Source organism: Streptomyces sp. NRRL F-525 (assembly GCF_000716605.1).
GTDB lineage: Bacteria > Actinomycetota > Actinomycetes > Streptomycetales > Streptomycetaceae > Streptomyces.
Genome location: NZ_JNXE01000017.1, coordinates 135532 through 156041 on the forward strand (window position 1 = coordinate 135532; position 20510 = coordinate 156041).

Annotated in this window: 20 protein-coding genes; 5 read left to right on the forward strand and 15 right to left on the reverse strand. The window is 70.6% G+C overall.

What is annotated here, in order from left to right; genetic code table 11:
* Positions 1-50: 50 nt before the first annotated feature.
* A complete protein-coding gene (locus tag OO69_RS24915) occupies positions 51-1085 on the forward strand; it encodes a CoA transferase (protein WP_234444521.1) in 1035 nt (344 codons plus the stop codon).
* Positions 1079-2329 carry an amidohydrolase family protein gene (locus OO69_RS24920; RefSeq protein WP_033282982.1) on the forward strand — a complete coding sequence of 417 codons (1251 nt, stop codon included), beginning with the start codon at positions 1079-1081 and terminating at the stop codon, positions 2327-2329. Before OO69_RS24915 ends, OO69_RS24920 begins: the two co-directional genes overlap by 7 nt.
* Before the next feature lies 1 nt (position 2330).
* Here the strand turns inward: OO69_RS24920 and OO69_RS24925 are convergent, their stop codons facing one another.
* The 13 genes from OO69_RS24925 to OO69_RS24985 form a co-directional block, all read right to left on the reverse strand.
* Positions 2331-3056, reverse strand: coding sequence for an SDR family NAD(P)-dependent oxidoreductase (locus OO69_RS24925; protein ID WP_033282983.1), 726 nt, complete (start codon positions 3054-3056; stop codon positions 2331-2333).
* Between the two features lie 46 nt (positions 3057-3102).
* Positions 3103-4251, reverse strand: a complete 1149-nt coding sequence (locus OO69_RS24930) for an acyl-CoA dehydrogenase family protein (protein ID WP_033282984.1) — start codon at positions 4249-4251, stop codon at positions 3103-3105.
* A gap of 11 nt (positions 4252-4262) precedes the next feature.
* Complete coding sequence (locus OO69_RS24935; RefSeq protein WP_033282985.1) at positions 4263-5417, reverse strand: thiolase family protein; 1155 nt, start codon at positions 5415-5417, stop codon at positions 4263-4265.
* Positions 5414-6250 carry an enoyl-CoA hydratase/isomerase family protein gene (locus OO69_RS24940; protein ID WP_033282986.1) on the reverse strand — a complete coding sequence of 279 codons (837 nt, stop codon included), beginning with the start codon at positions 6248-6250 and terminating at the stop codon, positions 5414-5416. Before OO69_RS24940 ends, OO69_RS24935 begins: the two co-directional genes overlap by 4 nt.
* Positions 6247-7458, reverse strand: a complete 1212-nt coding sequence (locus OO69_RS24945; RefSeq protein WP_033282987.1) for a CaiB/BaiF CoA transferase family protein — start codon at positions 7456-7458, stop codon at positions 6247-6249. The genes OO69_RS24940 and OO69_RS24945 overlap by 4 nt, the downstream gene beginning before the upstream one ends.
* 16 nt (positions 7459-7474) lie before the next feature.
* On the reverse strand, positions 7475-9073 hold the full coding sequence (locus OO69_RS24950) for a FadD3 family acyl-CoA ligase (RefSeq protein WP_033282988.1): 1599 nt from the start codon (positions 9071-9073) through the stop codon (positions 7475-7477).
* Between the two features lie 15 nt (positions 9074-9088).
* Positions 9089-10228, reverse strand: coding sequence for an acyl-CoA dehydrogenase family protein (locus OO69_RS24955; RefSeq protein WP_051801187.1), 1140 nt, complete (start codon positions 10226-10228; stop codon positions 9089-9091).
* Complete coding sequence (locus OO69_RS24960) at positions 10225-11196, reverse strand: acyl-CoA dehydrogenase family protein (RefSeq protein ID WP_033282989.1); 972 nt, start codon at positions 11194-11196, stop codon at positions 10225-10227. Before OO69_RS24960 ends, OO69_RS24955 begins: the two co-directional genes overlap by 4 nt.
* A gap of 2 nt (positions 11197-11198) precedes the next feature.
* On the reverse strand, positions 11199-11999 hold the full coding sequence (locus OO69_RS24965) for an enoyl-CoA hydratase/isomerase family protein (protein ID WP_033282990.1): 801 nt from the start codon (positions 11997-11999) through the stop codon (positions 11199-11201).
* Between the two features lie 82 nt (positions 12000-12081).
* Positions 12082-12882, reverse strand: coding sequence for a FadR/GntR family transcriptional regulator (locus OO69_RS24970; RefSeq protein ID WP_033282991.1), 801 nt, complete (start codon positions 12880-12882; stop codon positions 12082-12084).
* A gap of 195 nt (positions 12883-13077) precedes the next feature.
* Positions 13078-13845, reverse strand: a complete 768-nt coding sequence (locus tag OO69_RS24975) for an SDR family NAD(P)-dependent oxidoreductase (RefSeq protein WP_033282992.1) — start codon at positions 13843-13845, stop codon at positions 13078-13080.
* Entirely contained in the window at positions 13846-15012 is a 1167-nt protein-coding gene (locus OO69_RS24980) for an acyl-CoA dehydrogenase family protein (RefSeq protein WP_033282993.1), read from the reverse strand.
* 46 nt (positions 15013-15058) lie between these two features.
* The gene (locus OO69_RS24985; protein ID WP_033282994.1) at positions 15059-15676 is read right to left on the reverse strand and encodes an HAD family hydrolase; all 618 of its coding nucleotides are present in this window, start codon (positions 15674-15676) and stop codon (positions 15059-15061) included.
* A gap of 119 nt (positions 15677-15795) precedes the next feature.
* On the opposite strand from OO69_RS24985, the gene OO69_RS24990 reads away from it, so the two are divergent.
* The 3 genes from OO69_RS24990 to OO69_RS25000 all read left to right on the forward strand — a co-directional run bounded on the left by OO69_RS24990 (position 15796) and on the right by OO69_RS25000 (position 19038).
* Positions 15796-16176: a DoxX family protein gene (locus tag OO69_RS24990; RefSeq protein ID WP_033282995.1), complete on the forward strand. Its 381-nt coding sequence runs from the start codon at positions 15796-15798 to the stop codon at positions 16174-16176.
* Positions 16173-16640, forward strand: coding sequence for a peroxiredoxin (locus tag OO69_RS24995; RefSeq protein WP_033282996.1), 468 nt, complete (start codon positions 16173-16175; stop codon positions 16638-16640). The genes OO69_RS24990 and OO69_RS24995 overlap by 4 nt, the downstream gene beginning before the upstream one ends.
* A 64-nt stretch (positions 16641-16704) precedes the next feature.
* Complete coding sequence (locus OO69_RS25000) at positions 16705-19038, forward strand: SpoIIE family protein phosphatase (RefSeq protein WP_033282997.1); 2334 nt, start codon at positions 16705-16707, stop codon at positions 19036-19038.
* 10 nt (positions 19039-19048) lie between these two features.
* Here OO69_RS25000 and OO69_RS25005 read toward each other — a convergent pair whose 3' ends face one another.
* Positions 19049-19483, reverse strand: coding sequence for a cupin (locus OO69_RS25005; RefSeq protein WP_033282998.1), 435 nt, complete (start codon positions 19481-19483; stop codon positions 19049-19051).
* A 99-nt stretch (positions 19484-19582) separates the two neighbouring features.
* Positions 19583-20413 carry an aldo/keto reductase gene (locus tag OO69_RS25010; RefSeq protein WP_033282999.1) on the reverse strand — a complete coding sequence of 277 codons (831 nt, stop codon included), beginning with the start codon at positions 20411-20413 and terminating at the stop codon, positions 19583-19585.
* Positions 20414-20510: the final 97 nt, after the last annotated feature.

The following is a 20510-nucleotide window of genomic DNA, read 5'->3' on the forward strand; positions in this document are numbered from 1 at the left end:
GGACCGGAGTGTAATTTGAGATCACCTCGGGAGAGAAGGGGGTTCGACTCATGGAGAATCACGTTCTCCGCGACTGGATGGACTCCGTCGAGCCGTTCCTGACCCCGCTGGCCGACATCGCACGCTCGTTCACGGATCTGACGGGCGTGCCGGTCGACTTGCCGACGGCTCTCTTCCTACGGGCCCAACTGGCCGGCCTGGAGCGTCCGTCCAGGACCTCCGCCAACGGTTCCTGCCACCTCCTCCAGGCCGCTGACGGCTGGGCCGCCGTGAACCTGGCCCGCCCCGACGACCTGGCCGCTGTACCGGCACTGCTGGCGTTGCTCGGTTCGCCTGGGGAGTGCGGGGGCCTGCAGGCGGCGGTACGGCGGGTCACGGCGGCCGAAGTGGTCGAGGCCGCACAGTTGCTCGGCATCGCCGCCGCGGTACCGGGATCGGCCCAAGGCGCACGGCCTGCTGTTCGCGCCGAGAGGTGGGGCGAAAAGGGTGTCTCTCGCGCGATGGCGGAGATACGGATCGTCGACTTCTCCGCGCTCTGGGCGGGGCCGCTGTGCGCGCGGTTGCTGGGGCTGGCGGGCGCTCGGGTGCTGAAGGTGGAGAGCGCGACGCGACCGGACGGTGCGCGCTTCGGGACGCCCGCCTTCTACCGCTGGCTGCACGACGGCCACGACAACCTGGTCGTCGATTTCGCCCCCGGCGCGCTGGACGAGATCGTCGCCGAGGCCGACGTCGTCATCGAGGCGTCACGGCCGCGCGCGCTGCGCCGACTCGGCCTGCGCGCCGAGGAGTTCCTCGCCGCCCGCCCCGGCAGGGTGTGGGTCGGCATCACCGGATACGGACGCGAGAACGACCGCATCGCTTTTGGAGACGACGCTTCCGCGGCCGGCGGTCTGACCGGAGTCGACCCGAACGGTGACCCCCTCTTCCTCGGGGACGCGCTCGCCGATCCCGTCACCGGCGTGTTCGCCGCCCAGGCCGTGGCCCGTTCCCTCGCCGCGGGAGGCGGAGAACTGCTCTGCGTCTCCATGGCGGCCTGCGCCGCGACGCTCGCGGACGCCCGGGCCGGGGTCCAGCCGCCGTGCTGATCAGAAACGTGGAGGTCGAGGGCCACGCGGCGGCGGTGGACGTACGGATCGACGGCGGGCGGATCGCCGAGATCGGGACCGGGCTGCCGGGACCGGGTGACGTGGACGGTCGGGGCGCTGCGTTGCTGCCGGGCCTGCACGACCACCACGTACACCTTGCGGCACTGGCCGCCGACGCCGCCTCCGTGCGGGTCGGGCCGAGTGACGTGCGGGACCGAACGGCGTTTGCGGCGGCCCTGGTTGGTGGGTCGTCGGGGGAGTGGGTACGAGCGGTCGGCTATCACGAGAGCGTCGCGGGGGAGTTGGACCGGTGGGCGCTGGACGCGCTCGCGCCGGACCGGCCGGTGCGGGTGCAGCATCGGACCGGTGCGCTCTGGGTGTGGAACAGTGCCGCGCTGCGGGCGGTCGGGCTGAATGGCGACGGCCGGTTCTGGCGCGAGGACGAGCGGCTGCGGGGGCTTGTGCCGCCAACGCGGTTGGATCTGGAGGGTGTTGGGCGGCGGGCCGCGGCGCTCGGCGTCACCGGGTTCACCAACGCCGATCCGCACCCCGCGAGCGGGCTCACCCAGATGCTGGCGGTCCTTCCGCAACGGCTCCTGGTGATGGGCGTCGACGAGCCCGTGAAGCTGATGCTCGACGATCCGACACTCCCCACTCCCACCCAACTAGCCCGCACCATAGGGGAGATCAGACCCCGGCCGGTCGCCGTGCACTGTGTGACCCGGGTGCAGTTGCTGGTGACGCTGCTCGCCCTGGACGAGGTGGGACCGGCCGACGGAGACCGGATCGAGCACGGGTCGGTGATCCCGGCCGAGACGATTCCCTGGCTACGGCGGCTCGGGGTGACGATCGTGAGCCAGCCCCATTTCCCGGTCGAGCGGGGCGCCGCGTACGCCACCGACGTGGACGCCGACGACCGCCCCCACCTCTACCGTTGCCGGACCCTGACCGAGGCGGGCGTCCCGCTCGCCGCCGGCACCGACGCGCCGTACGGCACCTCGGACCCCTGGGCGGTCATGCGGGCCGCGACCGAACGGGACGAGGCGGAACGACTCCAACCCCGGGCGGCGCTGCGGCTGTTCACCGGTGAGCCCCGACACCCGGCGCGGACACGCCGGTTGACGGTCGGGTCGGCCGCCGACCTGTGCCTGCTCCACGTACCGCTCCGCGACGCCCTTCGCACGCTGTCCGGGGAACTGGTCCGCGCCGCCTACGTGGCCGGGCGGCGCATCGACGCCCTGTGACCTACACGCTGTACCCGCCGTCAACTCCCAACGCCTGCCCGGTGATGAACCCCGCCCGGTCCGAGGCGAGGAACGCGACCGCCTCCGCGATGTCGGTCGCATCGCCGAAGCGGCGCATGGGGATGTTGCGCCGGGTGACGGCGAGTGCGGCCTCGTCCAGTTCGCCGGAGCTGATCAGACGGCCGGCGATACCGTCGTTGAGCATGCCGGGTGCCACGCAGTTCACGCGGACGCCGTAGCGGCCCTCCTCGGCGGCGAGAGCCCGTGCGACCGCCTCGACCGCGCCCTTCGCGCCCGACGACAGCCCGTCCCGTACCGGGAAACGGCGGGTGGCGACGGTCGTGACGGCGACGATGTTGCCCCGGCTCTCGCGCAGCAACGGCAGCGCGGGATGCACCAGGTTGAAGAACGCCACGGCGTCGCCCTCGAGTTGGGCGCGGTACTCGCTCGGGGTCACCTTGCTCAGGTGCCGCATCGGTACATGCGGGCCCGCCGCGTACACGAGGGTGTGGATGCCACCGCCCACCTCCGACACGGCCTCGGCTGTGGCGGACTCGTCGGTCAAGTCGACGCACAGCGACCGGACTTGACGGCCCAGCTTCGTGACCTCGGCGGCCACCGCGTCGGCCGCCTCCTGGTTGGCCCGGTAGGTGAACACGATGTCGCTGCCTCGCTCGGCGAGGAGCCGGACGATCGCCGCCCCGATCCCGCCCGAGCCGCCCGCCACGAACGCGACACCTGGCCTGCTGGAGAAGTCCGGCACCGTAACCGCCTCACAATCCGAGGGACTTGGCGATGATGACCTTCATGACCTCGCTGGTCCCGGCGTAGATGCGGGTGATGCGTGCGTCCGCGTAGAGCCGGGCGATGGGGTATTCCAGCATGTAGCCGTAGCCGCCGAACAGTTGCAGGCAGCGGTCGACCGCGCGGGCCTGCATCTCGGTGCAGAACAGCTTGACCTTGGCCGCGTCGGATCCGCTCAGTTCACCCGCGACGAGTTCGAGCACCGCGCGGTCCAGCATCGCCTGCGCGGCCTCGATCTCGGCTGCCACGGCGGCGAGTTCGAACTTGGTGTTCTGGAAGGAGGCGACCGTCTTGCCGAACGCCTTGCGCTCCTTCACGTACGAGATCGTCGTGTCCAGGGCCGCTCGTGCCTGTGCGACCGAGCCGACCGCCACCGTCATCCGCTCCTGCGGCAGGTTGTTGCCCAGATAGCCGAACGCGGCGCCTTCCTCGCCGAGCCGGTTGGCGACCGGGACCCGTACGTCGTCGAAGGCCAACTCCACTGTGTCCTGCACCTTGATGCCTATCTTGTGCAGCACCCGGCCGCGCGTGAAGCCGGGCATACCGTCCTCGACGACCAGTAGGGTGAGCCCGGCGCGGCGGTTGTCGGGGTCGGTCGACGTACGCGCCACGACGATCACCAGGTCGGCGAGAAGCCCGCCGGTGATGAACGTCTTCGCGCCGTTGAGAACGTATGAGTCCCCGTCGCGTACGGCCGTCGTACGGATCCCCGCGAGATCGGAGCCCGTGCCCGGCTCGGTCATCGCGATGGCGGTGAGCAGCTTCCCGGAGGCCAGGCCGGGGAACCAGCGCTCGCGCTGATCCCGGTCGGCGTAGGTGAGGAAGTACGGGAGAACGACGTCCAGTTGGGTGCGCACGGTCCCCAACGTCACCAAGGCGCGGGCCGATTCCTCCTGGAGGACGACGTTGTAGCGGTAGTCGGCGAGGCCCGTGCCGCCGTACTCCTCGGGGACGGCCGTGCCCAACAGGCCCAGCGAGCCCAGCTGTTCGAAGAGGGCGCGGGGGAGCCGGCCGGCCTCCTCCCACTCGGCGTAGTGGGGGACCACCTCCTTGGCGATGAAGTCCCGTGCGAGCCGGCGGAACGCCTCGTGGTCGTCGGTGAAGACGTCTCGGCGCACAACATCCCCTGTCAGGAAGCGAGTTCGACGACGGTGGCGTTGGCGGTGCCGCCGCCCTCGCACATGGTCTGCAGGCCGTAGCGGATGCCCTGGTCCCGCATGTGGTGGATCATCCGGGTCATCAGGACGGCGCCCGACGCGCCGAGCGGGTGCCCGAGCGCGATGGCGCCGCCGAGCGGGTTGAGCAGCGCCGGGTCCGCGCCGGTCTCGGCCAGCCAGGCGAGCGGGATCGGCGCGAAGGCCTCGTTCACCTCGAAGACCCCGACCTCCGACAGGCCGATGCCTGCCCTGCGGAGCACCTTCTCCGTCGCCGGGATCGGCCCCGTCAGCATGAGGACCGGGTCGGACCCGGTGACCACGCCCGCGCGGTAGCGGACGATCGGCGTCAGCCCCAACTCCCGAGCCTTTTCGGGGGTGGTGACCAGCAGGGCGGCGGCTCCGTCGGAGATCTGGGATGAGTTGCCCGCGTGGATCACCCCGTCCTCCTGGAAGGACGGTTTCAGCCTCGCGAGAGTGTCGACGCTGGTGCCGCGCCGTATGCCCTCGTCGGCGGTCACCGGATCAGCACTCCCCTCGACAGGCACCGGCACGATCTGCGCCTCGAACGCCCCGCCGTCCTGCGCGGCCGCCGCGCGCTCGTGCGACAGCGCGGAGAACTCGTCGAGGACACCCCGGCCCAGTCCCCACTTCTGCGCGATCTTCTCGGCGGAGATGCCCTGGTTGAAGGAGAACCCCTCGTAACGGGCGAGGACTTGAGGGCCGTACGGCATCCCGCCGGCCCGCGAGGCGCCGAGCGGTATCCGGCTCATCACCTCGACGCCGCCCGCGACCACGACGTCCTGCTGGCCGGACATGACCGCCTGGGCGGCGAAGTCCAGTGCCTGCTGGCTGGATCCGCAGGCCCGGTTCACCGTGGTCCCCGGGATGCTCTCGGGCCAGCCCGCGGCCAGCACCGCGTAGCGGCCGATGTTGCTCGACTGGTCGCCCAACTGGCCGACGCAGCCCCACACCACGTCGTCGACGACCTCGGGGTCGAGACCCGTGCGGTCGACAAGGGCCCGAAGGACGACGGCGGAAAGGTCCGCCGCGTGCACTCCGGCCAGCCCGCCGTTCCGTTTGCCGACGGCGGTACGGACCGCCTCGACCACCACTGCCTCACGCGTCACGTGTCCTCCGTAGCTGTCGGGACGCCTGTTCCTGGCACCGCTGTTCCCGGCACCGCCCAGCTCCCCGTGTAGAGCGGCGGACGCTTCTCCACGAAGGCGGCGTACGCCTCCGGGACGTCTGCCGTGGCGAAGTTCATGGCCTGCGCCCGCGCCTCACCGGCAAGGGCCTCGCGCAGGGTGCGATCCGCGTTCTCATTGAGGAGCGCCTTGTTCTGCGCGAGCGCGACCGGCGCTCCGGCCACCAGCCGGGCGGCGAGATCGTCCACGAAAGCGTCGATCTTGTCGGCGTCCACGACCCACGTCACCAGGTTCAGTGCGCGGGCCTCCTCGGCGTCGATTGTCTCGGCCAGTAGCACGAGCCGCTTCGCCTGCTGCAACCCCACCAGCTTCGGCAGCAGCCACGAGCCGCCGCAGTCCATGGACAGGGCACGCCGCGCGAAGATCTGCGAGAACGTGCTGTCCGGAGTCGCTACGACGAAGTCGCAACCCAGGGCGAGGTTCCAACCCGCCCCGACCGCCACGCCGTTGACCTTGGCGATGGTGGGGATCGGCAACTCGTGCAGCAGCAGCGTGACCTCGCTCAGGGTCCGCATCCGGTACAGGGGATGCTCGCTGCTGACGCCCTTGCGGATGTCGGCCCCGGAGCAGAACGCGTCCCCGGCACCGGTCAGGACCAGCGCACGCACCGTACGGTCGCCGCCCGCCGCGGAGAGTGTCGTTCTCAGGGCGTCCCACAGTTCGGCGTCGATCGCGTTCTTGCGGTGGGGTCGGTTCAGGGTGAGTGTCCGGACGCCCTCGGCGTCACTCGTCAGCAGCACCGGCTGCGCGGTCATCGTACGGCTCCCTGCGCCCGGAGAACGGCGATCTCCTCGTCCGCCAGGCCGAGTTCGGCCAGTACGGCGTCCGTGTGCTGGCCGAGAGCGGGAATCGCGCCCATCGGAGGGTCGTACCCGGCGATGACCGGGGGCGGCAGCAGCGCCGGGACCGGACCCGACGGCGTGTCGATCTCGCGCCAGCGATCACGGGCCTGCAGATGAGGGTGGGCTATGACGTCGCTGGGCGTGTTGTAGCGGGAGTTGCCGATCCCGGCCGCGTCCGCGCGGTCCTGCACCTCGGCGAGGTCGTGCCGGGCGCACCAGGCGGAGATCCCCGGCTCCAACTCGGCACGGTGTTCCACCCGTCCGGCGTTGCTCCGGAAGCGCGGGTCGTCCGCCAGGTCGGGCCGGTCGATCAACTCCCGTGCCAGGCGCTGCCATTCACGGTCGTTCGTGGTGCCGAGGACCACGGTGTGGCCGTCGGCGGTGCGGTGGGCGCCGTACGGTGCGACGGCGGGGGAGCTCATGCCGAGCGGTTGTTGCTCGATGCCGGAGTGCTGGGTGTAGGTGAGCGGATATCCCATCAGCTCCGTCATCGTGTCGAACAGGCTCACCGCGACGGACGAGGCCGCGGGCCCCACCCCGCGTTCCCTGCCGCAGAGCAGCGCGACGATCGACAGGGCGGCGTACAGGCCGCTGCACACGTCGGCCATCGGCGGCCCCGGTTTGGCCGGCGCTCCGGGGTGGCCCGTAACCGCGCAGGCGCCCGACTCGGCCTGTACGAGGAGGTCGTAGGCGCGCTTGTGGGAGAGGGGGCCGCCGGGGCCGTATCCGTCGATCTCGACGGCGATGAGGTCGGGGTGACGGGTCGTCAAGTCGGCCGGAGAGATGCCGAGTTTGGCCGTGGTGCCTGGTGTGAGGTTGGAGACGAGGACGTCGGCGCGTTCCAGCAGGCGGTGCAGGACGCCCATGCCGCCGGGTGTCTTCAGGTCCAGGGCGACCGACTCCTTGCCGCGGTTGACCCAGACGAAGTGCGCTCCCAGGCCCTTGACCACGTCGTCGTAGTGGCGGGCGAAGTCGCCGCCCTTGGGGTTCTCCACCTTGATCACACGGGCGCCGAAGTCACCGAGTGTGCGGGTGCACATGGGAGCCGAGATCGCCTGCTCCAACGCGACCACGGTGATTCCGGCCAGCGGCCCTGTCGTCGTCGTTCCAGAACGCGGCATGTCAGAACTCGTCATCTCAGATCGTCGCGTCTCGGCTCGCGGCCGTGAACTGTGCCCGGAGTTCGTCCTTCAGCACCTTCTGGCTCGCGTTGCGCGGGAGTTGGTCGACGAAGCGGACATGCCGGGGGACCTTGAAGTTGGCCATGTGCTCGCGGGCCCAGGCGATGACCTCGGGCTCGGTCGGCGCCCGCCCCGAGGGCGCGACGACGAAGGCGCAGCCGACCTCGCCGAGCCGTTCGTCGGGAACCCCGATCACGGCGACCTGCTGGACGTTCTCGCAGCCGAGAAGCAGCTTCTCTATCTCCGCCGGATAGGCGTTGAAGCCGCCGACGATGTACAGCTCCTTCTTGCGGTCGACGATGGCCAGATTGCCGTCGTCGTCGAGCCGCCCGATGTCCCCGGTGTGCAGCCAGCCCTCGGCGTCGATCGTCGCGGCGGTGGCGTCAGGGTCGTCCCAGTAGCCCCGGGTGACGTTGAAGCCGCGGACGAGGATCTCGCCGTCGAGACCGATCGGGACGTCGAGACCGTCGGCGGCGACGATCCGCACCTGGACACCGGGAATGGCGCTTCCCGTGGTGTGGGCGACCGTCTCCTCGGAATCCCCTACGCGGGTCGTGGTCACCAGTGCCGTCGACTCGGTCAGGCCGTAGGCGCTCATCACGATGTCGAACGACAACTCCGTTTTCATGGCGCGGATCAGCGATTCCGGGATCGTCGTGCCGCCCGTCATGGAGACCCGCAGCGACGACAGGTCGTGCGCGGCACGGTCCGGGTGGTTGACCAGGTCGTGGAAGATCGTCGGCGGCCCGAGGAGAATGCTCACGCCCTCCCGTGCGATGAGGTCCAGCGCGCGCCCGGCGTCGAAGACGGGCATGGGGATGACGGTCACGCCGTGCATGAGCGAGGCCAGCCAGCCCGCCTTGTAGCCGAAGCAGTGGAAGAACGGCGGGATCACCAGGAAGGTGTCGGAGGCCTCGAAGGTGTACTCCTTCGCCATCCATCCGTAAGCGCGCAGAGACTGGCCGTGAGTGAGCATCACGCCCTTGGGGTGGCCGGTCGTGCCGGACGTGAACATCACGTCGGACACGTCGTCCGGCGTCAACCGGTCGATCGACTTGTGGGCCGCAGCCGTGGAAACGCGTTCTCCCGCGCCGAGAAAGTCGTTCCAGGCGAGTTCCGCCGCGCCCTGCGGACCGAGCACGGACACCGTCTTCCGCAGAGCCGGCAGTTCCGGATCGGCCTTCCGCAGTTCGCCGATGTAGTCGTTGCCCAGGAAGGGCGAGGCGAACACGGCCGCCGCCTCCGACTTCCGCAGGATGTACGAGATCTCCTGCGCCTTGAACCGTGTGTTGAGCGGAACCAGGATCGCTCCGGCGCCGTGGATGCCCAGCGCGGCGAAGATCCACTCCGCCGAGTTGGGGGCGCACAGCCCGACCCGGTCACCCGGCTTGACGCCGAGCGCCATGACGGCGCGGATCGAGCCGACCATCTGCTCCTCCAGCTCCCGGAACGTCCACCGGCGGTCACCGTCGATGAGCGCCGTGGCGTCGCCGAAGCGCCGGGCGGCCAGTCTGATGACGTTCGGGATGCTCAGGAATTCGTCGTCGTAGCGCATCAGTTGGCTCCAGGGCTAACCGTTCAAGGGCAGATGCAGGATCCGCTTGGCGATGATGTTCCGCTGGATCTGGGAGGTGCCGCCGTAGACGGAGGCCGCTCGGGAGTACAGGTAGTCGCTGAACAACTCGCCCCCCACTCCGGACAGTTCGGCCGGGAACACCTCAAGCGCCGTGTCGTAGAGCCGCTGTTCGGTCCTCGTCATCAGCAGTTTGTCCACGGACGACTCCGGTCCCGCGACCTGCCCGGCGAGACGTTCGGCGGTACGGCGGCGGGCGTGCGCCACCAGCACCTCGTAGTCCACGACACACCGGCCGATCCGCGACAACAGCCCCTCGGGCAGGCTCCCTTGATGCTCCGCGGCGTGGCGCCGCAGCCGTTCGACGAGCAGCCCGTACTTCGAGATGTGCCCGGTGTCGAGGGCGTTGCGCTCGTACGACACCGTCGTCATCGCCAGCGCCCAGCCGACGCCCTCGGCGCCGATGCGTTCGGACTCCTCGATGCGGACGTCGTCCAGGAACAGTTCGCAGAACTCGTCGTCGCCGTTGGCCGCGCGCAGCGGCCGTACGGTCACGCCGGGTCGGTCCAGGGGCAGGACGAACGCCGAGATCGACTTGTGGGCCGGTGCCGCGCGGTCCGTGCGGGCCAGCAGCAGGCACAGCCCGGAGTACTGGGCGTAGCTCGTCCAGAGCTTCTGTCCGCGCACGATGTAGAAGCCGTCGTGTCGCGCGGCGAAGGTGCTCATGCCCGCCAGGTCCGAACCGGCACCCGGCTCGCTGAAGCCCTGGCACCACACCTCGTCACCCGCCAACATCCGTGGCAGGAACCGGAGTCGCTGCTCCTCCGAGCCGAACTCCAGCAGCGCGTGGGCGAGATAGCCGATCCGGGGGACGCCCGGGGCCCGGCAGGCGCCCAGTTCGTCGCTGATCGCCACCTGGTGCAGCGCGGTCAGGCCCCGGCCGCCGTAGCGCTCCGGGACGTCGAGGCCGACCCAGCCGCCGGAGTGCAGCAACCGGTGCCAGCGGCGCAGGAAGACCGGTACCGGCTCGCCCGACTGCCGTTCGGGGAGCGGGTGTTCGGCCAGCCAGGCGCGGAACTCCCGCCGCAGTCGGTCCAGATCGGCCGGGTCGCCGAAGTCCAGAGGGGTGTCGGTCATCGCGTCACCTCCGGTACGGCCAGCGCGGCGAGCAGTTCGTCCGTCGTGGCGAGCAGCGTCGCGCCCAGCCGCACCTTGCGCAGATACAGGTGCGCGATGTGCTCCCACGTCTGGGCGATACCGCCGAACACCTGCATCCCCGCGTAAACCGCCTCCAGCGCCGAGGAGTTGACCTCCGCCTTCGCAACACGTGCCGCCGTCAGGGCGCGCTCCGGAGGCTCGTTGTCGAGACACCAGGCCGCGTAGCGCGTGACGCTGGTGCACGCCTCCACCAGGACGGTCGCGTCCGCGAGGAGGTGCTGTACGGCCTGGAAGGAGCCGATCGCCTGCCCGTACTGGCGGCGGACGCGGGCGTATTCGACCGCCTGCTCCACGAACGAGCCCGCCGCGCCGACGAGTTCGGCGGTCACGACGACTAGTGCGTAGGCCTGCCAGCGGAGTTGGTCGGGTGGGGCGAGACGGCCGACGGACTCCACGGGGGCGTCGGGCGGCACAGCACGCACTGAGCGCACGAGGTCCGCGCTCGGTGCCGGCGGGCCCAACTCGGCCCGGGTGACCGTCCCTTCGGCGGTGACGCAGAGCGCGCTGTCGGCTCCCTCGCTGTCCCAGGCGGCGAGATCTGTCGGTGTCCGCCCCGGGAAGCGGAGTTCGCGGGTGAGCGCGATGGTGGGAGTCCCGGGTGAGGTGTCGGCGCCGAGCAGGCGGAGCAACTCCGGGGCCAGTAGGACCGTGCCGAGCAGCGACGTCGTGAGGGGGCGGCGGCCGTGTTCCTCCGCGAGCAGCGCGCACTCCTGGGCGGTCGCCGCCGGGGGAGAGGTGCGCCGTAGATCCGCCAAACCCATGTCGTCCAGGGCCTGTTGGGCGGCTGTTCGGGTGGACGGTTTCACCTCGTCCGCCGAGGTCACGCCGGACCGGGTCGCGAGTGAGCGCACCATGTCGCGGACCAGGACGAACTCCTCGCGGTCCACGCTCAGTTCTCCTCAGGGGGGTTGGCGCGCCGTTCGGCGCGGGCCGCGAGTTCGGTGATGATGCGGATGTGGTCCGGGCTGGTCATCGTGGCCCGCTCGGCCATCAGCGCGGCCTCCATGCCGCCGCGTGACACCTGCTCGACGACCGCCGCGAGGGCCAGCTTGGTGGCGCGGAGGGCCTCGGCGGGCTGTGCCGCGAGGCGGTGGGCCAGGGTGAGCGCCTCGCCCATCAGGTCGTCGGGCGGGACTGTGCGGTTGGCCAGGCCGAGTTCGACCGCCTTGGGGGCGGGGATACGGTCCCCGGTGAAGAGGTACTCCTTCACGCGCAGCAGGCTGGTGAGCATCGGCCACAGGGTGACCCCGCCGTCGCCGGCCACCAGGCCCACCGAGATGTGCGGGTCCGCGAAGTAGGCGTCCTCGGCTATCAGCACCAGGTCGCAGGCCAGGGCGAGGCTGCAACCCAGGCCCACCGCGGGGCCGTTGACGGCGGCGATCACCGGCAGCGGGAAGCGGATCATCTCGGTCTGGATGGTGCGGTCGAGGCGGATCGACCGCTCCCGCAGCTCCGGGTCGGTGTGGTGCCGTAGGAGATGGTCGAAGTCGCCGCCCGCGCTGAACGCGCGGCCCGCGCCCGTGAGGACGACTGCCCTGGCCTTGGTGTCGTCCGCCAACTCGCGCCACACCTCCGACAGGCGGCGGTGCAGTTCCTCGGACACGCCGTTCAGCCGGTCGGGGCGGTTCAGGGTGACGATGCGGACGTCTCCGTCGGCGGCCACGGTCAGCACGGGAGGCACCTTGCTCATACCGGGATGGTATTAAAGGTCAGACCGATACTGTCAATGGTGTTGCACGAAGAAGAGAATCACATTCTCGCGCTCGATGGGATCAGTTCTCGGGATCGGTGAGCTCCACGCCGTCCCGGTGGTCCACCTCGGCGGCGGCCCGCGCGAAGCCGCACACATGGCGCGTCATCCGGCGCGTCGCCGCCTCGCTGTCGCGGTCCCGGATCGCCTCGGTGATCCGGGCGTGCGCTCGGGCGGTGAGCTTGCGGATGTCCGCGTCCATGAACTGCTCGATGTTGGTGGCCGCGTGGATCGACTGCGAGAGAGCGCTCATGAACCCGATGAGAAGCTCGTTCTCGCCGGCCCGCGCCACGGCGTTGTGCCAGCGGATGTTGGCGCGCAGGAAACGCTGGATGTCCTCGCCCGCCGAGACGAGGTCCGTGTGGGCGTCGTCCAACTCCGCGAGATCGGCGTCCGTGCGGCGCCTGGCCGCCAGTGCCGCGCACGCGGGCTCGATCGCCTCCCGGGTCTCGTGCAGGTCCTCCAGCCGGATGCGCTGCCCCCGGATCACCAACCGCACGGTGTTCGCGAGGGATTCGCGCCCCGGCCGGTGCACGAAGGCGCCGCCCCCGCGCCCCGGCCTGATCTCCAGCAGCCGTTCGACCTCCAGGATGCGCAGCGCCTCGCGCACCGTCGCCCGGCTCAGTCCCGTCTGCTCGACCAGTTGCCGTTCCGGCGGCAGCGCGGTGCCCTCCGTGAACTCCCCGGAGAGAATGCGCTCCCGCACCTCCGCCGCCAGCACGTCCGACGCCTTCGGGACCGTGAGCGTGTCGAAGCGCGGCCGGGGCTCACCGGCCGTAGCGCGCCCTCGGAGGGTGCGGGAAGGGTGCTCGGCGCTCTGCACAGGTTCAGGCCTCTCGTCGCAGGCCGCGCTCTTCGGCCTCTTTGGCTGAACCATTCAACACAGCACGCGCGCCGCCTGTCACATCACCGTGCCGCGCAGGCGGTACGGCGCCCGGCTCATCACCGCGCCGCACAGCCCGCACAGCCCGCACGGCCGTCGGCACATCACCACGCCGTACTCCCCGCGCCCCGCTCCTCACATCACCATGCCGCCGTCCACCGGCAGGACCTGCCCGGTGATGAAGGAGGCCGCGTCCGAGGCGAGGAACACGAAGCTGCCCGCGATCTCCGCCGGCTCGGCCCACCGGCCCAGCGGAATACGGGCGAGCATCTGGGCCGAGAACTTCTCGTTGGTGCGGATGGTCTCCGTCATGGGCGTGGCGGCCAGCGGAGCCAGGGCGTTCACGAGGACGCGCCGGCGCGCCAGTTCGCGGGCCAGGGACTTCGTCAGGCCGATGATCCCGGCTTTCGCGGCCGAGTAGTTGACCTGCCCGAGCGTGCCGACCAGACCCGCCGACGACGTGACGTTGATGATCCGCCCCGTGCCGTCGTCCGGCAGGAACGGCAGCGCGGCCTGCGCGCAGTGGAACGTGCCCATCACATGGATGTCGAGGACGCGCCGGAACGCCTCCTCCTCCAGCTTGTCGAACATGGCCGGGGCGATGACCCCGGCGTTGTTGACGAGGATGTGCAGCGTCCCGTCGGCGAGCGCCGCCGCGCGTGCCACCGCCGCGTCGGCCGCGGGCCGGTCCCGTACGTCGAGTGCGGCGCTGCCCGCCGTCAGGCCCGCGGCGTTGATCTTCCCCGCGACGGCCGCCGCGGCCGACTCGTCGACGTCGGTCACCAGCACCGCGGCTCCCGCGCGCGCCAGCGCCTCGGCGACCGCGGAACCGATGCCGCCCCCGGCGCCGGTGACCAGCGCCGACCGGCCCGTGAGGTCGAACAGCCCTGTGCTGTCGGTCATTCAGTAGCTCCTCGGGAGTCCCAGCGTGTGTGATCCCAGGTAGTTCAGGATCATTTCCTGACTGATCGGTGCGATGCGCATGAGGCGGGCCTCGCGGAAGTAGCGCGACACGCCGTACTCCTCGGAGTAGCCCATGCCGCCGTGGGTCTGCAGGGCCCGGTCCGCGGCCGTGAACCCGGCGTCTGCGCACAGGTACTTGGCCGTGTTCGCCTCCCGCCCGCAGGGCCTCCCGTTGTCGTACAGCCATGTCGCCTTGCGCAGCACGAGTTCGGCGGCGTCGAGGTGGGCCAGGGAGTCCGCGAGGGGGAACTGGATGCCCTGGTTCATGCCGATCGGGCGGTCGAAGACGACACGCTCCTTGGCGTACCGCACCGCCTTGTCGAGCGAGGCGCGGCCGATGCCGAGGGCCTCCGCGGCGATCAGCATGCGCTCCGGGTTGAGGCCGTCGAGGAGGTAGCGGAAGCCCTGGCCCTCCTCGCCGACGCGGTCCTCGACCGGGATGCGCAGGTCGTCGATGAAGAGTTCGTTCGAGGTGACGGCGTTGCGGCCCATCTTCGTGATCGGGCGGATGTCGATCCGGTCGCGGTCGATGTCCGTCAGGAAGAGGGTCATCCCGTCGGTCTTCTTGGCGACCTCGTCGGTCTTGCTGGTGCGGGTCAGCAGCAGGATCTTCTCCGACTCCATCGCCTTGGAGATCCACACCTTGCGGCCGTTGACGACGTAGTGGTCGCCGTCGCGTCGTGCGTACGTCGTGATGCTCGCGGTGTCGAGTCCCGCGCCCGGTTCGGTGACGCCGAAACAGACGTGCAGGTCGCCGTCGGCGATGCGCGGGAGGGTGCGGCGCTTCAGCTCCTCTGAGCCGTGCACCACCACCGGATGCATGCCGAAGATGGACAGGTGTATCGCGCTGGCCGCGTTCATGCCGCCGCCCGACCGCGCCACCTCTTCGAGCAGCAGGCTGGCCTCGGTGATGCCGAGGCCGTGGCCGCCGTACGCCTCCGGGATCGTGATCCCGAGCCAGCCGCCGCCCGCGACGGTGTCGTAGAACTCCGTCGGGAACTGGTGCGCCTGGTCCTTCTCCATCCAGTACTGGTCGTCGAAGTCGCGCAGCAGTCCGGCGACGGACTTGCGGATCGTTTCCTGGTCCTCGGTCAGCTCAAAGTCCATGGAATGCGGACCCTTCTCCGGTTCCGGTTGCGAAACATATCAAAGGTCAGACCGAAACTGTAGGGTCCAGATGTGCGGTGATCCGCGCGATCGTGCCGGCGTTGTCCTCGAACAGGTGCGCCCGCATCCCCGCGGCGCGGGCGGCCTCGACGTTGGGGGCGAAGTCGTCGACGAACAGGCAGTCGCCGGGCCGCACTTGGAGCCGGGTGCAGGTGATGGCGAAGGCCCGGGGGTCGGGCTTGCGGACGCCGGTCTCGTGCGAGTAGACGACCTCGTCGACCAGCCGGTCGAAGCCGTACGCCGCCGTCTCCAGCTCGCGGGCGCCCACGAAACTGTTGCTGAGAATGCCCAGTCGGCAGCCCGGGCGCAGCCCCGCCACGTAGTCGATGAGCTCGGTGTTCGGGGTGCCCAGGTACTCGCCCCACAGGTCCGCCAGGAACGACTCGGTGTCCACCGGGCCGAGGCCGAGCCGGGCGGCGACCTGCTCGCGCACCTCGTTCTCGGTGATGGCCCCGATCTCTCCGGCCTCCCAGACGTCGGTCAGCCGCTCGTCCGCCGTCCCCGGAGGGAGTCCGAGGCGCTCGTCCCAGCGGGTGAGCCAGCCGGTCCGGGGCGTCAGTTCCAGGACACCGCCGATGTCGAGGATCAGACAGCGCGCGTTCATGCGGGTTCCTCTCGTTCGTCTCCGCACGACCGTCGGGTCTCACCTTTGGGCAAGGTCAACCGCCACCGCCCGCCTACCGTGGAGTAACATCGCGCGGCAGGTCACCATGAGGAGGAACCGTGCCACGGTCCGAACGCTCGTCGCTGCTGCTCGCCGGTCTGCTGGCGACCGCGGGGGTCGCCCATCTCGCCTCGCCGAAGCAGTTCGACGCGACGATCCCGCGTGCCCTGCCGGGGTCGCCCCGGACCTGGACGTACGCGAGCGGTGTCGTCGAACTGGCGCTGGCCGCCGGGATCGCGGTGCCGCGCACCCGGCGTACGGCCGCGCTGGCCGCGGCGGGCTTCTTCGTGGGCGTCTTCCCCGCCAACGTGAAGATGGCGCTGGACTGGCGGGACCGGCCGACCCCGCAGAAGGCGGCGGCATACGGGCGGCTGCCCCTGCAGGTGCCTCTCGTACTGTGGGCACGCAATGTCGCGAAGAATGGGGAGGGACGGTCATGACGGGACGCCTGAACGTCGGTGACAAGGTCGAGGACTTCACGCTGCCGGACGAGACCGGCGCCGAACGCAGCCTCACGGAACTGCTCGCCGAGGGGCCCGTGGTGCTGTTCTTCTACCCGGCCGCCCTGTCCGCCGGGTGCACCGCCGAGGCCTGCCACTTCCGGGACCTGGCCGCCGAGTTCGCGGCCGTCGGCGCGCGGCCGGTCGGAATCAGCGGCGACTCCGTCGACAAGCAGCAGGAGTTCGCCGGGAAGCACACCCTCGGCATGCCGCTGCTCTCGGACACCGACGGGACGATCCGGGAGCGGTTCGGAGTGAAGCGCGGGTTCTCGCTCGCGCCCACCAAGCGGGCCACCTTCGTCATCGGCGAGGACCGCACGATCCTGGAGGTCGTCTCCAGCGAACTGCGGATGAACACCCACGCCGACCGCGCCCTCGCCGCCCTCCGCGCCCACCGGAAGTGATCCGGGGGTCACAAATGCCGTACCGCGGTTGTTGCCGCGCGGTATAGGGACCATCCTGGACGATATGGAGCAGGCCTCCGCCACGGCGGTCATCAATGCCCGAGGCATCGTGACGGGGTGGAGCGACGGTGCCCGGACACTGACGGGATACCCGGCCGAGGAGGCCGTGGGCCGGTCGGTGGCGGCACTGCTCGCCGAACCCCCCTCCATCACGGCCCTGGCCGCCCTCGCGGGCCCCTTGGTGCTACGACACCGGGACGGAACCCCGCTCCCGCTCACGGTGAAGGCCTGCCCGGTGCTCGGCGCGGACGGCACACCGGACGGATACGTCCTTACCGCCGAACCCGTGACCGCGCCCTCTTTGGCGGAGCAGGCTTTCCAGCAGGCGTCGATGTCGTTGTCCGTCTTCGACACCGGGCAGCGCTACCTCCGTCTCAACGACGTCGCCTGCCGGGTGATGGGCGTTCCCGAGGACGTCCTGATCGGCCGGTTCTTCCCGGAGAGCGTCGAGGACGCCGAGCACAGCCACAGCTTCCTGAACAACCTGCGCCTGGTCGCCGAGACGGGCAGACCGGTCCGCTACAACAGCTGGGCGGGCGCTCCGGCCCTGAACCGGGAGCACGCCTGGAGCATCGAGATGTGGCCCCTCAAGGACGACTCCGGTGGGGTGACCGGGGTCGCCCTCGCGGCGTTCGACAGCACCGAGCAGTACCTCGCCCAGCAGCGTCTCGCCCTCCTGAACGAGGCGGCCGCCGGCATCGGCACCACCCTCGACGTGGTCCGCACCGCCGAGGAACTCGTGGAGATCCTCGTGCCGCGCTACGCCGACTTCGCCAGCGTCGACCTGCTCCCGTGGGTACTCGGCGCGGACGAACAACCACCGACCCCCGACGGTGAGATCGTGCTGCGGCGGGTCGCCCACGGCTCCGTCGCCGAGGGCACACCGGGCGCCGTCGTACGCCTGGGACAGACGGACGTCTACGAGCCGTCCTCGCCGCCCGTGCGGGCCCTGCGCGAGGGACGGGCGGTGCGCAGTCAGGCCGGTGAACCCGACTTCGTGCGCTGGGTCGAGGACCGCAACGCCCGCTCTCCCGAAGGGATTCCGCACCGCAAGGGCGTCCACTCGATGATCGCCGTGCCCTTGCGGGCGCGGGGCACCACGCTCGGTGTCGCGGTGGGCGTCCGCATGGCCCACCCGGACGACTACGCGGCCGACGACGCCGTACTCGCCGAGGAGTTGGCCAGCCGGGCCGCCGTCTGCATCGACAACGCGCGCCGCTTCGCCCGCGAGCGCTCCACCGCGCTCGCCCTCCAACACAGCCTGCTGCCAAGGGACTTGCCCGGGCAGGCGGCGGTCGAGGTGGCCCACCGCTATCTGCCCTCGGGGTCGCTCGCGGGCATCGGCGGCGACTGGTTCGACGTGATCCCGCTGTCCGGCAGCCGGGTCGCCCTGGTCGTCGGCGACGTCGTCGGCCACGGCATCCCGTCCTCGGCGACCATGGGCCGCCTCTGCACGGCCGTCCGCACCCTCGCCGACGTGGACCTCCCGCCCGACGAACTCCTCACCCACCTCGACGACTTGGTCACCCACCTCGCCACGGACGACACCGCCGACGAGGTCGCGGAACTCGGCGCCACCTGCCTCTACGCCGTCTACGACCCGGTCTCGCGCCGCCTCACGATGGCCGCCGCCGGGCATCCGCCGCCGGCCGTCGTGCTGCCCGACGGGACCGCGAGCCTCGTCCCCATGACCGCGGGACCACCGCTCGGCGTCGGCGGACTCCCTTTCGAGGCAGTGGAGTTGGAGCTGCCCGAGGGCGCCACCGTCGCCCTGTACACGGACGGCCTGATCGAGGACCGGGACCGCGACGTCGACCACGCCACCGCCGAACTGTGCCGCGCGCTCACCACGTCCGTCGAGTCGCTGGACGCGCTGTGCGACGCGGTGCTGAAGGCCGTGATGCCGGATGAGCCCAGCGACGACGTGGCCCTGCTGCTGGTGCGCACCCGGGCGCTGGGCGCCGACCGCGTCGCCACCTGGGACATCGAACCCGACCCCGCGCACGTGGCCGGGGCCCGGCAGGCCGCCACCGAGCAACTCACCGCGTGGGGGCTGGACGAGGAGGCCTTCGTCACCGAACTCGTCGTCAGCGAGCTCGTCACCAACGCCATCCGGTACGGCGAACCGCCCATCCAGCTCCGCCTGATCCGTGACCGTGCCCTCATCTGCGAGGTGTCCGACGGCAGTTCGACCTCACCGCACCTGCGGCGCGCCCACGCCTACGACGAGGGCGGACGCGGACTCCTCCTCGTCGCGCAGCTCACCCAGCGCTGGGGCAGCCGGCAGACCGGCAGCGGCAAGACCATCTGGGCGGAACAGCCGCTGCCGCCGGACTGACCGGAGAGCCTTACTGGAAGGGGCACCCGGGGTTCGGCGCGTCCTCCGAGAACGGTGATCCGTGCGGCAGGACGTACAGCACGTCGAGGACGAGAGGGACGTTCCCCAGATTGCGCCCGATGTGCACGTTGCCCGAACCGGCCGGTTCCTGGATGGGGCTGCCCGCCCGGTACACGCCGTCGGAGGCGCAGCTGGAGTCGAAGTGGCTGAGCGTGCCCTGCTTGACGATGCCGTAGAGGGGGCCGTCGTGGTAGTGCCAGCCCGTGGCCTGGCCGGGCGGAATGGTGATCTCGCGCAGGGTGTAGTCGGTGTCGCCGATCGTGGTCTGGCTGATCAGCGTGGCGGTGACTCCGGGGCCTGCCGGAGTCGCCTGGGCAGTGCCGCCGACCAGCAGAGCGGCGGCGGCCACCGATCCGGTCACGGCGGTACGGAACGCGGTGCGCATACGAGAACCTTCCGGTGAGATCGTGAAACTCCGCCGTGAACATAGAGGCAGGGAAGGCGAGTTGGGGGCGGAAACACGCAAGTTCCACCCCCGGGACTCTCAGAATTCCTCGTGCGTCTCCGGGTCCCCGCCCAGCCGCTGCGGCGTGTGATCGGCGATGGCGGCCAGTTGGGCCGGGCCGAGTTCGAAGCCGAAGATGTCGAGGTTCGCGCGCTGCCGGCCGGGATCCGCCGACTTGGGGATCGGGACGGCGCCGAGCTGCGTGTGCCAGCGCAGCACCACCTGGCCGGGCGTCACCCCGAACGCCTCGGCGACGGTCACGACAGTGGGGTCGTTCAGCAACTCGGAACCGCGCCCGAGAGGACTCCAGCTCTCGGTGAGAACGCCCTTCTCGGTGTCGAAAGCGCGCAGTTCGTCCTGCGGGAACAGCGGGTGCAGCTCGATCTGGTTGACGGAGGGCAGGACGCCGGTCTCCTTCTCCAACTGCTCGATGTGCCCGGGGGTGAAGTTCGAGACGCCGATCGACCGGACGAGACCCTCCTCGCGGAGCTTGATCATCGCCTTCCAGGAATCGACGAACTTGCCGACGCGGGGCAGCGGCCAGTGGATCAGATACAGGTCCACGTACTCCACACCGAGCCGCGCCCGTGACTCCTCGAAGGAGGCGAGGGTCTCCTCGTAGCCGTGGTGGCGGCCCGGCAGCTTCGTCGTCACGACGATCTCCTCGCGCGGCACACCGCTGCGGGCGAGGCCACGGCCGACGCCCGTCTCGTTGCGGTAGTTCGTCGCCGTGTCCACCAGGCGATAGCCCATGCGCAACGCACCCTCGACAGCCTCCTCGGCCGTCGCGTCGTCCATCGGCCAGGTGCCCAGGCCGATGGCGGGGATCTTCGTGCCGTCGTTGAGCGTGTGCGTCGGGGTGCTGATCACGGTCGGACCTTCCCTTGGCTGTGCGGTACGGCCAGTATGGGCGAGCAGTCCCACGCACGCCGGACCAGGGCGTTCCCGCCCGGTGGAAAAGACTTTG